This is a genomic window from Symbioplanes lichenis (assembly GCF_030709675.1).
GTDB lineage: Bacteria > Actinomycetota > Actinomycetes > Mycobacteriales > Micromonosporaceae > Actinoplanes > Actinoplanes lichenis.
Genome location: NZ_JAUZQD010000001.1, coordinates 367,132 through 379,910, shown reverse-complemented (window position 1 = coordinate 379,910; position 12,779 = coordinate 367,132). Strand labels below are relative to the sequence as shown.

Annotated in this window: 12 protein-coding genes; 4 read left to right on the top strand and 8 right to left on the bottom strand. The window is 71.6% G+C overall.

All coding sequences use genetic code 11. From position 1 onward, the window contains the following. Positions 1-696 (bottom strand): helix-turn-helix transcriptional regulator, encoded by a 696-nt coding sequence (locus tag RAN62_RS01630; protein WP_305782611.1) that lies wholly within the window; start codon positions 694-696, stop codon positions 1-3. Between the two features lie 131 nt (positions 697-827). Here RAN62_RS01630 and RAN62_RS01625 point away from each other — a divergent pair, with 131 nt between their 5' ends. Next, positions 828-1,181 carry a hypothetical protein gene (locus tag RAN62_RS01625; RefSeq protein ID WP_305782610.1) on the top strand — a complete coding sequence of 118 codons (354 nt, stop codon included), beginning with the start codon at positions 828-830 and terminating at the stop codon, positions 1,179-1,181. 77 nt (positions 1,182-1,258) lie between these two features. Here RAN62_RS01625 and RAN62_RS01620 read toward each other — a convergent pair whose 3' ends face one another. Both RAN62_RS01620 and RAN62_RS01615 read right to left on the bottom strand, forming a co-directional pair. Next, positions 1,259-2,245, bottom strand: a complete 987-nt coding sequence (locus RAN62_RS01620) for a TAXI family TRAP transporter solute-binding subunit (RefSeq protein ID WP_305782609.1) — start codon at positions 2,243-2,245, stop codon at positions 1,259-1,261. Beyond that, positions 2,242-4,275, bottom strand: coding sequence for a TRAP transporter permease (locus RAN62_RS01615; protein ID WP_305782608.1), 2,034 nt, complete (start codon positions 4,273-4,275; stop codon positions 2,242-2,244). Before RAN62_RS01615 ends, RAN62_RS01620 begins: the two co-directional genes overlap by 4 nt. A 94-nt stretch (positions 4,276-4,369) precedes the next feature. On the opposite strand from RAN62_RS01615, the gene RAN62_RS01610 reads away from it, so the two are divergent. Continuing rightward, entirely contained in the window at positions 4,370-5,200 is an 831-nt protein-coding gene (locus tag RAN62_RS01610) for a CDP-alcohol phosphatidyltransferase family protein (RefSeq protein ID WP_305782607.1), read from the top strand. A 53-nt stretch (positions 5,201-5,253) separates the two neighbouring features. Further along, the gene (locus tag RAN62_RS01605; RefSeq protein WP_305782606.1) at positions 5,254-6,909 is read left to right on the top strand and encodes an AMP-binding protein; all 1,656 of its coding nucleotides are present in this window, start codon (positions 5,254-5,256) and stop codon (positions 6,907-6,909) included. Between the two features lie 4 nt (positions 6,910-6,913). Here the strand turns inward: RAN62_RS01605 and RAN62_RS01600 are convergent, their stop codons facing one another. The 4 genes from RAN62_RS01600 to RAN62_RS01585 all read right to left on the bottom strand — a co-directional run bounded on the left by RAN62_RS01600 (position 6,914) and on the right by RAN62_RS01585 (position 10,441). After that, the gene (locus RAN62_RS01600) at positions 6,914-7,642 is read right to left on the bottom strand and encodes a class I SAM-dependent methyltransferase (RefSeq protein ID WP_305782605.1); all 729 of its coding nucleotides are present in this window, start codon (positions 7,640-7,642) and stop codon (positions 6,914-6,916) included. Between the two features lie 2 nt (positions 7,643-7,644). Next, positions 7,645-8,424 carry an LLM class F420-dependent oxidoreductase gene (locus RAN62_RS01595; protein WP_305782604.1) on the bottom strand — a complete coding sequence of 260 codons (780 nt, stop codon included), beginning with the start codon at positions 8,422-8,424 and terminating at the stop codon, positions 7,645-7,647. 143 nt (positions 8,425-8,567) lie between these two features. Continuing rightward, positions 8,568-9,203, bottom strand: a complete 636-nt coding sequence (locus tag RAN62_RS01590) for a response regulator transcription factor (RefSeq protein WP_305782603.1) — start codon at positions 9,201-9,203, stop codon at positions 8,568-8,570. After that, positions 9,155-10,441, bottom strand: coding sequence for a sensor histidine kinase (locus RAN62_RS01585; RefSeq protein ID WP_305782602.1), 1,287 nt, complete (start codon positions 10,439-10,441; stop codon positions 9,155-9,157). The genes RAN62_RS01590 and RAN62_RS01585 overlap by 49 nt, the downstream gene beginning before the upstream one ends. 109 nt (positions 10,442-10,550) lie before the next feature. Here RAN62_RS01585 and RAN62_RS01580 point away from each other — a divergent pair, with 109 nt between their 5' ends. Then, positions 10,551-11,561, top strand: coding sequence for a fatty acid desaturase family protein (locus RAN62_RS01580; protein WP_305782601.1), 1,011 nt, complete (start codon positions 10,551-10,553; stop codon positions 11,559-11,561). A 123-nt stretch (positions 11,562-11,684) separates the two neighbouring features. Here the strand turns inward: RAN62_RS01580 and RAN62_RS01575 are convergent, their stop codons facing one another. Next, positions 11,685-12,767 (bottom strand): hypothetical protein, encoded by a 1,083-nt coding sequence (locus tag RAN62_RS01575; protein WP_305782600.1) that lies wholly within the window; start codon positions 12,765-12,767, stop codon positions 11,685-11,687. Positions 12,768-12,779: the final 12 nt, after the last annotated feature.

The window sequence follows — 12,779 nt, the reverse complement described above, 5'->3', positions numbered from 1 at the left end:
TCAGCCGGGCACCCGGTCGTACTCGGCGATCGTGGCCCGGTTGGCCGGAGCCAGATAGTCGAGCCGCCATGGGCCGGTGTTGACCTCGCCGTCCTTGCCGTGGCCGAGCCACTTCCCGGCGAGCCGGGAGCCGCCGGGATCGGCGATGAGCTGGATCGCGCCGATGTAGCGCTTGCCCCGGTAGTGACCGGTCCTGTCGGTGTCCTCCACCCAGCGGCCCGTCAGGATGACGCCGTCGACGATCAGATCCATCCCCATCGTCGAGGCGGCCGAGCCGGGCAGGCTCCGCACGCTGACCGTGCCCCGGTCCTGCTGAAGGACGACATGGTGCAGGCCGGCGTAGGTCTCCTCCCGTGACGACGAGAAATACTCGTAACGCGAGGCCCAGATGCCGGAGTAGTCACTGGCCGGCGGGCGGCTCGGTGCGGTGGACACCGGCGGGAAGCGCACCTCGAGATCGTGGCCGCCGCGGCCGTCCTCGACCACCATCGCGCTCCGGCCGGGCGGGAAGCCGAGTTGCTCGGCCGGCAGCCCGAAGACGGCTTGCAGCTGCCGGATCTGTGCCGGTTGGGGGCGGCCCGGCTCGTCGTCCTCCCAGCGCTGCACCGTCCGCTTCGAGACGCCCAGGCGCTTGGCCGCCTCCTCCTGGCTGAGGTTGTGAGCGACACGCGCAGCGACCAGAGCAACGTTCGACATCGATCGACGGTACCGCTGATGTCGCCGGAATGTCACCTCCTTAACGCTCCTCCGGCGCTCGGTTGTCGTCGCGGCCGAGGCCCTTCATCGGCGTCAATAGAAGTGGAGATAGCCTGCGAAAGGTGCACGTCATGTCGATCACGACGCCGTCCACGCACCCCGCCTGGTGCGACCCCCGCGAATGCGACGCGGAGTCGGTCTGTCACTTCTCCGCGTTGACCAGGGTCGAGGCCGCCAACGGCGAGGCGATCGGTGTGCAGTTGTCACGCGGGGACGGTCCGACCGGTCCCGGCTCCGCGCAGCCCACCTGTGTGGATCTGCTCGCCTACACCTGCCGGACCGGGGCGGCCGTGCAGCAGATCTCCCTCGCTCCCGAGGCTGCCCGGCGGCATGCCCGGGCCGTTCTCGCCGCGGTGGCGGCGGCCGAGGGCAGTGGGCGCGAGATGGTCGCGGGCCCCGTTGCCGAACCGGGCGGTGGCGGGTGAGCAGCCTGCGGAGGGCTTGCGGGAAGGCCGGGACCGGGACGAACTATTGAGCCGCCCGCGCCCCGCGTTCAGCGCGACTATCCGCCGAGGTCTTTGAGGGCCTTGTCGGCGCCGCGGTGCAGGACCACGGGGGCCGTGTCGCGCGCCTTGGCGATGTCGATCTCCTTGGCGGCCGCGTTGGCCTGTTCGAGTTGCGGCTTGCGGTCGAAGAGGGCCTTGGTCAGGACGCAGGCGACGTTCGCGTCGAGGTTGTCGCGGACGAGGAGGAGGTTGGGGACGATCACGGCCGGGATGTCGGCCGGGGTCTTGTACGTGGCGGCGGGGATGACGCCGGTCTCGTACACCGGGTTGATCTTCTGGAGGGCGGGCAGGAGCGGGGTGATGTCGAGGAAGGCGACCTTGGTGCCCTGGGTGGTGAGGAGGTCGCTGATGCCGGGGGTGGGCAGGCCGCCGGACCAGAAGAGGGCGTCGATCGTGCCGTCCTTCATGCCGTCGACGGTCTTGGTGAGGTCGAGGCGCTGGGCCTGGACGTCCTGGGCCGGGTCGAGGCCGGCGGCGGTGAGGACGCGGTTGGCGATGACCTCGGTCCCGCTCTTCGGGGAGCCGGTGGAGACGCGCTTGCCGCGCAGGCCGGCGACGTCCTTGATGCCGGCGCCGGCCCGGACGACGACCTGGGTGTAGTTGGTGTGGATGCGCGCGAGGGCCTGCACCGGCTGCGGCGCGGTGAAGCTGTTGCGCCCCTCGACCGCGTCGGCGGCGCTGTCGGCCAGCGCGAAGGCCACGTCGAACTCGCCCGCCACGAGCTGCTGGATGTTCTGCACCGAGGCGCCCGTCTCGGCGGCGGTCGCCTTCACCTTGCCGCCCGCGGCGCCGATCTGCTCCGCGTACGCGTTCCCGAGCGCGAAGTACACGCCGGTCGCGTTGCCCGTGGCGATGCCGATGCGCGTGTCGTTCGCGACGTCACAGGTGACCTCGCCGCCGGTGTCGGTCGCGGCCTGGTCCTGCTGACCGCCGCACGCGGCCAGCAGCCCTCCCACCAGGGCGAGTGCGAAGGCCTTTCTCATGTCAGGTGCCTCCTTCTCCACGAAAATGCGAGCGCCAGGGCCAGCGCGATGACGCCGGCGACGATGGTGAGCGGGGCCAGGTAGAGCAGCAAGAGCCCGGCCAGCCCGCTCAGCACCCGGGCAACTGTCCCGGCCGGCCCCACGCCGGGCACCCAGGCGCCGGTCGCGACGGCGAGGGCGGCGATGGCGAGCGCCGAGACGGCCGTCGTCCACACGATGCTCAGGACCGCGCCGCGGGCGAGCAGATGTTCGCCCTGCTCGGTGAGGACGAACGCGATCGGGGCGAGGAAGGCCGGCAGCGCGTACTTGAGGGCCTGCCACATCGTCGGCACCGTCCGGCCGCCGGTGATCGCGCTCGCCCCGACGGCGGCCAGCGCGGTCGGGGGAGTGACCTCCGAGAGCACCGAGTAGTAGAAGACGAACATCGCCGCGGCCGGGGCGGGCACGCCGAGGGCCAGCAGCGCCGGGCCGATGATCACCCAGCCGATGATGAAACTCGCGGTCACCGGCACGGCCAGGCCCAGCACGGACAGAGCGACAGCCGCGAGTACGACCGTGAGCGCGAGCACCGCCGTCGGGTTGTCCGTGATCGCCTGGGCGCCGCTGACGAGCAGCGAGGCGAGCTGGGCGCCGAGACCGGTCTTCGTCGTGGTGGCCGTGATGATGCCGGCGGCGGCGCAGACGGCGACGACGGGGAGCACGCCCCGGACGCCCGCTGACAACGCCTGGAACAAGCGGCGTGGCGTGAGCTTGTCGGGGCCGAGGAACGACAGAGCGAACGCCAGAAGGGTCGCGTAGACCACCGATCGTGTGGCGCTCTGACCGAGGGCGAGCAGGACAATGATCAGGACGAGGGACGAGAAGTGGTAGCCGTACCGGAGCAGCAGGCGCCGCGCGCTCACGTCCGGCATCTCGACCGCCCGGACCCCGAAGCGCCGCGCGTCGATCTCGACGGCGAGCACGATGCCCAGGTAGTAGAGCAGCGTCGGGATCATGGCCCAGCCGAGCACGGTCAGGTACGAGACCTCGAGGTACTCGGCGACGATGAACGCGGCCGCCCCGAGCGTGGGCGGGGACAGGATCGCGCCGACCCCGGCGGCGGCCAGCATTCCGCCCGCTTGTTCCGCGGGGTAACCGGCGCGGCGCAGGAGGGGCCAGGTGACCGCGCCGACGCTGACCGCGGTGGCCGTACCGGATCCGGAGACCGTGCCCAGCAGGAAGCCGGCGGCGACGGCGGTCCGGCCCGCGGCACCGCGCGACTTGCGGAAGGCCGCGACGGACAGGTCGACGAAGAAGCGGCTCGCGCCGGACAGGTCCAGCACGGCGCCGTAGATGGTGAACAGCACGATGTACGTGGCCGCGACGTCGAGCGGCGTGCCGTAGAACCCGCTGCCCGAGTTGAACAGCGCGTCGACGATCTGCGCGAAGTCGAGCCCCGAGTGGGCCACCCGCCAGCTTTGCGGTAGCAGGCCGCCGTAGTAGGCGTACGCGAGGAAGGCCAGGCAGACGATCGGCAGCGCGAGTCCCGTCGTGCGCCGGCACGCCTCGACGACGAGCACGAGCAGCACCGCACCGGCCAGCACGTCGGCGGAGCCGAGCAGTCCCTGCCGATCGAGGAAGCCGTTGTAGCCGCCGGTCGCCGGGTTGAGCGGGTACAGACAGACCAGCAGGCTGAGCGCGCAGAGCGCCCAGTCCACGACGGTCGGGCGGTCCTTCCCGCCGCCGCGCACCCGGTAGACCAGGAAGATCAACGGCAGAGTCCCGGCCAGGAAGACGATCAGATAGAACTGGCTGCCCTGCGCCAGGGGGCGGAAGACCTGCCACAGCACGAGTACGGCGACCAGCCCGGCCACCACGGCGACGCCCCGCCCCGTCACTCCGGTGAGTGATCTTGCGGGCAGCTCCTCGTCATCGAAGTGAACGGCAGGTGGGTCGGCGGTGATCGAATCAGGACTTTGTGGCAAACTGCCGCCGGGCTTCGCGGCGTCCGGGGGCGGCTGGACGTCACTCGGAGATCGACCGTCCTCCATGGAACGGACCGTACCGTGTCGCAGGCTCTTTGTAACGAGGCATAAAACGGACAAAAAGAGTATCCGGGGCGGGGCCGGAGCGTTGATTGGGGTTATGGTGCGACGCTCATCGCTGCAGGAGATCCGGGAGCTCACGTACAAGCCGAAGGACGCGTGGTGGACCGTCCTGCTCGTGGACCCGGTCGCCGTGCACCTGGTGCGGTTCGTGTCGCCGTACCGGTGGATCACGCCGAACGTGCTCACCGGGCTGGCCACGATCCTCGGGCTCGGATCGGCCTTCTGCTTCGCCCAGCAGGACCGCTGGTGGGTCGTCGCCGGCGCGCTGCTGTTCCACGTCAGCTTCATCGTCGACTGCATGGACGGCAAGATCGCCCGGCTCAACGGCACGGGGTCGATGTTCGGCACCTGGCTCGACTTCATGTTCGACCGGGTCCGCGTCTTCATCTGCGCCTTGGCGCTCTTCGGCGGCCAGTACGCGCGCACCGGGGAGATCGCCTATCTCTACGTCATGATCGGCATGGTCTTCCTCGACCTCTTCCGCTATGTGAACGGCGCCCAGATGGGCCGGGTCCGCGCCTCGATGCGCGAGCAGCTCGAGGCGGCCCGCGGTCCCGTCGCCGAGCCGGTCCTCGAGCCGGCGGCCGAGGGCGCGGCTGCCGGCCGCCCCGGCCTGCGCTCGCGGATCGGGCGCACGCTCGCCCAGTACCGGATCCGCACGCACCTGTTCAGCGGCATCGAGTTCGAGATGACCGTGTTCATCATCGCCCCGCTGACCGGCTGGATCATCCCGGTCTCGCTGGCGGCCGGCGTGCTCCTGCTGGTCTTCGAGCTGCGCCTGATCTACCGCCTGTGGCAGGCCACCCAGGCCTTCCCGGCCGCCCTGGCCAAGGCCGAGGCCGAGCGGGTCCTGACCCCGCAGATGTGATCATGGCGCCGGGGGCTGGCGCTGCTCCGCGTCGGAGGCGCAGGATGCTGGCCATGTCAAGCTTCCGGGCGGCCCGCGACTTCCTGCTCACCCACGCCGAGGACTACGACGCCGCGCGCGCCGGGTTCGCGTGGCCCGCGCTCGACGAGTTCAACTGGGCGCTGGACTGGTTCGACGTCATCGCCGCCGGGAACGACGCCCCGGCGCTGTGGATCGTCGAGGAGGACGGGAGCGAGGCCCGATACTCGTTCGCCGAGCTGTCGGCCCGGTCGAACCAGGTGGCGAACTTCCTGCGCGGGCTCGGGGTGGGCCGGGGCGACCGGATCGTCGTCATGCTGGGCAACCAGGTCGAGCTGTGGGAGACGCTGCTCGCCGCGATGAAGCTGGGTGCGGTCGTGATCCCGGCGACGCCGCTGCTCGGGGCGGCCGACGTGCGGGACCGGGTGGCGCGGGGCGGGGCCCGGTTCGTGGTCGCCCAGTCGGCCGCGGCCTCGCGGTTCGCCGATCTCCCCGGCGACATCTCACTCGTTTCGGTCGGGTCGCCGGTGCCGGGCTGGCACAGCTTTGGCTACGCCTCCTCTTCGTTCGAGCCGGACGGAGTGACCCGGGCGTCGGACACGTTGTTGCTCTACTTCACCTCGGGGACCACGGCGACCCCGAAGCTCGTCGAGCACACCCACGCGTCCTACCCGGCCGGCCACCTCTCGACCATGTACTGGATCGGCCTGCGCCCCGGCGACGTGCACCTCAACATCTCGTCGCCGGGCTGGGCCAAGCACGCGTGGAGCAACGTCTTCGCCCCCTGGAACGCCGAGGCGTGCGTCTTCATCCACAACTACACCCGCTTCGACGCCGCCCGCCTGCTCCGCGAGATGGACCGCTGCGGCGTCACCAGCTTCTGCGCGCCGCCCACCGTCTGGCGCATGCTCATCCAGTCCGACCTGAGCGCCCTGTCCACCCCGCCCCGCGTCGTCGTGGGGGCCGGCGAGCCGCTCAACCCCGAGGTCATCGAGCAGGTGCGCCGGGCCTGGGGCGTCACCATCCGCGACGGCTTCGGCCAGACCGAGACGACCGTGCAGATCGCCAACACGCCCGGCTCGCCGGTGCGACTCGGCTCGATGGGCCGCCCGGTCCCCGGCTACGACGTCGTCCTGATCGACCCGGTCACCGGCGCCGTCACCGCCGACGAGGGCGAGATCTGCCTGGTCACGTCGCCGCGCCCGCTCGGCCTCATGGCCGGCTACCACGGCGACGCCGAGCTGACGGCCCGGGCCATGGCGGGCGGCTGGTACCACACCGGCGACATCGGGGCCCGGGACGAGGACGGCTACATCACGTACGTGGGCCGTGCCGACGACGTCTTCAAAGCCTCCGACTACCGCATCTCCCCGTTCGAGCTGGAAAGCGTCCTCATCGAGCACGAAGCCGTCGTCGAAGCCGCCGTGGTCCCTTCCCCGGACCCGCTGCGCCTGCACGTCCCCAAGGCCTACGTCGTCCTGGCCGCCGGCTGGACCCCCGACGAAGCCACGGCCAAGGCCATCTTCGACCATTCCCGCGCCCACCTGTCGCCCTACCAGCGCATCCGCCGCCTCGAATTCACCGACCTCCCCAAAACCATCTCCGGCAAGATCCGCCGCGTCGAACTCCGCGAAGCCGAAAAGGCCAAACACGCCGACGGCGCCGTCCCGTCAGGCGAGTTCCGCGACTGACGCGTCAGGTCCGGCGCTCGGCTGTGAACACGAGCTCGCGCCCGGGCCGATCGGGCGCCTCGCGCACATCCAGCACCTGGTAGCCCTGGTCCGTCAGGCTGGAGGCCACCTCGTCGCGACCGCGGAACCGGAGCGTCGACGTCGAGGTGACCTCCGTGCCGTCCCGCAGGAACCGGTAGGTGTGCCGGAAGGAGACGGTGGGAAGGCTGACGCCGGTGACCTCGAAGCGGCGTTCCACCGGTCCGATGCCCGGGACGTCCCGGACGATTGGGACCGTGTCGGCGGCCCATCGCTCCCAGGCGCGATCCTCGGGGCGCCTGGTCTCGAACACGAGCCGGCCGTGCGGGCGAAGCGCCGAGTGAATGCCGCGCAGAGCCCGCGCCCAGTCGTCGTCGGTGACGAACACCTGCGCGACGTTGCCGGTCATCGTGGCCACGTCGGCGTCGAGGGCCGGGAGCGCGGTGGCGTCGCCGAGGATCCAGCGGACCCGACGGCCCCGGTCCTTGGCCCGGGCCAGCTCGAGCGAGGCCTCGGCCGGGTCGACGCCGACCACTCGGTGACCGTGCCGGGCCAGCAGGACGGCCAGCGAGCCGGTCCCGCAGCCCACGTCGAGCACGAGGCCGGCGCCCCACTCCTCGACGAGGGCGTGATAGACGGTCAGATCGTCGCGGTCTCCGTCGAACGCGTCGTAGAGCGGGGCGAGGCGACGGTCGGAGAAGATGGCGTCCGGCACGGTCAGGCGCCGGCTCGGGCGGAGTCCTGCGAGGTGGCGCGCCAGTCCAGCCAGCGGCGCAGCTCGTCCAGGTCGTAGTCGGGGCCGTAGGTGAGGACGGTGGCCATGCCGACGCCGTGCTTGAGGAGCTCGGGGCCGACGGTTTCCGGGTTGCCTTTGACGAAGGTCGAGCGGGTGATCTCCGCCGGGTCGCGGCCCAGGTCGTGGCAATAGCCGTCGAGTTCCCGGGATTTCGCGCCGAGGGCCTCGCCTTTAGCGAAGGTGTGCCAGATGTCGGCGTGCCGGGCCACGAGACGGAGGGCTTTCGGGCCGTCGGCGGCCACGAGGATCGGGATCTTACGGGTGGGGGGTGGATTGAGGACGGCGAGTCGGTGCTCGATGCGCTGCAGAGCTTCACCCAGCTCGCGTACGCGTTCCGCCGGCGAGCCGAATTCGTATCCGTACTGCTCCGCCTCCCATGCCCGGAATCCGGCGCCCAGGCCGAGGATCAGCCGGCCGCCGCTGATGTGGTCGACGGTGCGGGCCATGTCGGCGAGCAGATCCGGATTGCGGTAGGAGACGCAGCTGACCATTGTGCCGATCTCCGCGCGGCTCGTGGACTCGGCCCAGGCGCCGAGCATGGTCCACGCCTCGAAGTGCTTCCCGTCGCGGTCCTGGTGGAGCGGGAAGAAATGGTCCCAGTTGACGATGGCGTCGGCGCCGAGGGCGTCCGCTTTCCGGGCCGCCTCCCGGATGGCCGGGTAGTCGGCTCGTTCCTGGGCGATCTGGACCGCGATGCGCACGGGGTGACCTCTCCCGGACGCCTCCTGGAGTCGCGTGCGCCCGGCCGGACCACCGGGGGGATCGCGCCCGTCCCGATGGTGCCGCCCCGGGCTTCGCGGTCAAGGGGGCACCCGTAATCAAATCTTCCGGGTTCTGCGTCGGCTCATGCGTCGAGAAAGGCGAGCACCGCGAGCACCCGCCGGTTGTCGTCGTCGGACGGGGGCATGGCGAGCTTGGTGAAGATGTTGTTGATGTGCTTGCTCACCGCCTTTTCCGTGACGAAGAGCTTGGCCGCGATCGCCGCGTTGGAACGGCCCTCGGCCATCTGACCCAGGACCTCTTTCTCGCGTACGGTCAGAGCGGCCAGCGGCTCGCGGCGAGCGAGCAGCTGCGAGACTACCTCGGGGTCCATGGCCGTGCCGCCCCCCGCGACCCGGCGGACGGCGTCGATGAACTGGCTCACGTTGGCGACCCGGTCCTTGAGCAGATAGCCGACGCCGCCACGGGCATCGGTCAGCAGCTCGCGGGCATAGAGCGGCTCGACGTGCTGCGACAGCACCAGCACCGGCAGGCCGGGGATCTCGGCGCGCGCGGCGATGGCCGCCTGCAGGCCCTCGTCGGTGAAGGTCGGCGGCAGGCGTACGTCCACGACCGCCACGTCCGGGCGATGGCGCAGCAGGGCCGGGAGCAGCGCGGGTCCGGTGTCGACCGCCTCGGCCACCTCGCAGTCAAAGGCCTCGAGGATGCGGATCAGACCGTCCCGGAGGAGGGCGAGGTCCTCGGCGATGACAACACGCACGGCAGCTCCAGGGTCACGACGGTCGGCCCGCCCGGCGGGGAGGACAGCGTCATCGTGCCATCGAAGGCGGCGAGCCGGCGTTCGATGCCGCGCAGCCCGGTGCCCCCGGCCGCGTCCGCGCCGCCGCGCCCGTCGTCGAGCACCACCATGAGCAGCCGGTCGTCGGCGTGGCGCAACGTGACCGCGGCCGTGTGGGCGCCGCTGTGCCGCACCACGTTGGTGAGCGCCTCGGCCACCGCGAAGTAGGCCGCCGACTCGACCGGAGTCTCCGGGCGGCCGGGCAGATCAATGTCCACACTGATCTGGAGTGGCAGGCTCATCGCCAGGGCGCGCACGGCGCCGTCGAGCCCGCGCTCGGCCAGCACCGGCGGGTGGATGCCCCGGACCAGGTGCCGCAGCTCGGTCAGGGCGTCGCCGCTCGTCTCGCGCGCCTCGCTCAGCAGCTTGCGGGCCGCGGCCGGGTCACGTTCGAGCAGCTCCTCGGCCAGCCCGATGGTCATGCCCAGCGACACCAGCCGGGCCTGCGCGCCGTCGTGCAGATCCCGCTCGATCCGTCGCAGCTCGGCGGCCTGCGCGTCGACCGTGTCGGCCCGGCTCTCGGTCAGGTGCGCCACCCGCAGCCGCAGCCCGGCGGCCCGGGTCGGCGCGAGGAACAGCCGGGTGAACTGGGCGTCGGTCCACCGCAGCCACGGCGCCGCGGCCACGCCCAGCGCCAGGATCACGACACCCTGCGGCAGCGACAGCAGCCCCTCCTGGAACGACTCGATCGGCCAGAAGAGCCCGTAGCCGTACCAGTCGACGCCCAGATAGAGCCAGAGCGGCAGCAGCGTGATCCCCTGGAAGCCGTAGAGCGGCAGCACCAGGCCGACGATCCCGAGCACGAGCCCCGAGACCGCGCCCGGGATCAGCCACGCCAGGTCACGCCACGTCGCCGGGTCGGTGAGGATCCACTTGTAGCGCCGCCAGCCGCCGGGGAGCGACTTCTGCGGCCGGGGCGCGTACGGCTCGGCGATCGGCACGCCGGCGCGGGCGGCCAGCCGGCGGGCGAGGTTGGCCCGGCCGCGCACGGCCGCGGTCATGAACGGCAGCGCCACCATGCCCACCCCGGCGACCGGGGTCAGCGCCAGCGCCACCACCCAGAGCACCAGCAGCGGGAAGTTGAGCACCGCCAGCAGGATGCCGAGCGTGCCGTACCCGACGGCCCGCGCCCCGTCCGTCACCCACGACCGTGTTTCCATGCAGTCATTCTCGGGGGTGAACCCGCCCCCGGTCGGTAGTGCTGGCACCCCTCTCCGCGGGGACCCTGCACTCCTGACGCACAGTCCGCGGTCCGGGACCGTCAAGGGCATGACAACTTCCACCCTTCCCCGTACGACGGGTAGTGACTTCGCCGAGCTGGCCCGGCGCATCAACCGGGCCGGTCTGCTGAACCGCAGGCCCGGCTACTACACCGTGCGTCTGTCCCTCGTGGCTTTCCTGCTCGGCGCCGGCTGGACGGCTTTCGCCCTGGTCGGCGCCTCCTGGTGGAGCGTGGCGGTCGCCGTGCTGCTCGCGGTCGCGTACGCCCAGGTGGCGCTGGTGGCCCACGACCTGGCGCACCGGCAGGTCTTCCGGCGGGCCGGGGCGAGCAGCCGGGCCGGAATGATCGCGGCGAACCTGGCGATCGGCATGAGCTACGGCTACTGGACGGACAAGCACACCAAGCACCACGCCAACCCGAACCACGACGATCTCGACCCGGACGTCGCCCCGGCCGTCCTGGTCTGGTCCCGCGAAGCCGCCCGGGCTCGCCGGGGCCGCTTCGACCGCTGGCTGACCCGGAACCAGGCGTGGCTGTTCTTCCCGCTGCTGACGCTGCTGGGGCTGAGCCTCCGCAAGGACAGCATCCGGGCCCTGGTCAGCGGCCCGATCAAGCACCGTGTTCGGGAGAGTCTCCTGCTGGGCACGCACGTCGTCGCTTACGTGGCGGCGCTGGCGCTGGTGCTGACGCCGTGGCAGGCGCTGGTGTTCTTCGCCGTCCACCAGGGAGTGTTCGGGGTGTACCTGGGCCTCACCTTCGCCCCGAACCACAAGGGCATGCCCCACCCGACCGGCACCGAAGACTTCCTCCGCAAACAAGTCCTGACCAGCCGCAACGTCCGAGGCGGGCGACTGACCGATGTCGCTCTGGGTGGCCTCAACTATCAGATCGAGCACCATCTGTTCCCGAGCATGCCCACCCCGAACCTCCGCCGCGCCCAGCCCATCGTCCGCGCGTACTGCACCTCGATCGGCGTCCCCTACGAAGAAACCGGCCTGGCCGAGTCGTACGCCATCGCCCTCCGCCACCTCCACGAGGTCGGCGCCGATCTCCGCTGACCCGAAGCCGCCTCGTCGGGGCGCGGCTCTCGCCCCCGCCGGGCCTTTCGTCGTCGCCGGTCTCTCGTTGTCGTCGGCTACTCGTGTCGTCGGCCTCTCGTTCCTCGAAGCGTGAGTCGCTGCTCAGAGGCTGTCGCCCGTGGGCGGGGCTTGCCGCCGCAAAGGCAACGTGGCTGCATCCGCGTCCTTGTCGGCTGTCGGGTCGCCGGGCGGGATAGCTGTCGGGTTGCCGGGCGGGACAGCTGTGGGGTCGCCGGGCGGGACAGCTGTCGGGTTGCCGGGCGGGACAGCCGTGGGGTCGCCGGATGGGGCAGCTGTCGGGTCGCTCGGTAGGGGCGCGGCGGCCGGCGTGCCCGGGCCGGCGAAGAGGCTGTGCCACTCGGGCGCACCCGCATCGCCCGGCCGGTCCGACGGGGAACCGCCCGCACCGGGCGATGGGGCAGGCGACCCGGCGGCACCCGCATGCGCCGACGTGGCCGGCGACTCGGACGCTTCGGCAGTGCGCAGGCGGGAGTCGTTGAGCAGCAGCAGCTGGGCGACCCACGCGGCCCGCTGGGCGGCGTCCCGGATGTGCCGTGGCCGCACCGGCTCCTTGATGCGGACGACCAGGACGAGCTCGTCGCCGCCCATCGACCACGGCGGCACGGTCTCCTCGAAGTGGACGTGGCGCAGCACGTCGTCGACCAGCCGCCCCTCGCCCACGACGTCGAAGCGTTCCTCGAACTTCTTGCCGCTCGCCTGGTTGCGGCGCAGCACCGCCACCCGGGGCAGCGTGCGGGGGAGGCGCACCGCCGCGAAGACGCCAGTGCCCTCCTGGTCCGTGAGGCGGGGCAGCGCGTCGCCCGACCAGGCGATCTCGCCGGCCACGACGCGCAGCCCGTCCACCGTGCCCATCCGCGCCTGCAACGGGGTGGCCGCGTGTCCGAGGAGCGCCGAGGCCCACGGCCACGGCCCCGCGGCCGGCAGCTCCTCCCACTCGACCCACGCCGCCAGCTCGCGCCGGGCCCGCCACGACGAGAACGCCCGCCAGCCCAGCGCCAGGAGCCCGGCGGCCACGACAGCGGCCAGGGTGGCGAGGCCGGCGTGCGGCGTGGTCTCGTACATGTCCTCGATGCCCGACAGCAGCGAAGAGCCGCAGCAGGCGCAGAGAGCCAGACCGGCCACGCCGCCGGCGATCCATCCGGCGCTCTTGAGGTTCTCGTTCATCGCTTCCCGATC

Coding starts and splice junctions, on each gene's coding strand:
- RAN62_RS01630 (WP_305782611.1), bottom strand. CDS start 696: ATGTCGAACGTTGCTCTGGTCGCTGCGCGTGTCGCTCACAACCTCAGC.
- RAN62_RS01625 (WP_305782610.1), top strand. CDS start 828: ATGTCGATCACGACGCCGTCCACGCACCCCGCCTGGTGCGACCCCCGC.
- RAN62_RS01620 (WP_305782609.1), bottom strand. CDS start 2,245: ATGAGAAAGGCCTTCGCACTCGCCCTGGTGGGAGGGCTGCTGGCCGCG.
- RAN62_RS01615 (WP_305782608.1), bottom strand. CDS start 4,275: ATGGAGGACGGTCGATCTCCGAGTGACGTCCAGCCGCCCCCGGACGCC.
- RAN62_RS01610 (WP_305782607.1), top strand. CDS start 4,370: ATGGTGCGACGCTCATCGCTGCAGGAGATCCGGGAGCTCACGTACAAG.
- RAN62_RS01605 (WP_305782606.1), top strand. CDS start 5,254: ATGTCAAGCTTCCGGGCGGCCCGCGACTTCCTGCTCACCCACGCCGAG.
- RAN62_RS01585 (WP_305782602.1), bottom strand. CDS start 10,441: ATGGAAACACGGTCGTGGGTGACGGACGGGGCGCGGGCCGTCGGGTAC.
- RAN62_RS01580 (WP_305782601.1), top strand. CDS start 10,551: ATGACAACTTCCACCCTTCCCCGTACGACGGGTAGTGACTTCGCCGAG.
- RAN62_RS01575 (WP_305782600.1), bottom strand. CDS start 12,767: ATGAACGAGAACCTCAAGAGCGCCGGATGGATCGCCGGCGGCGTGGCC.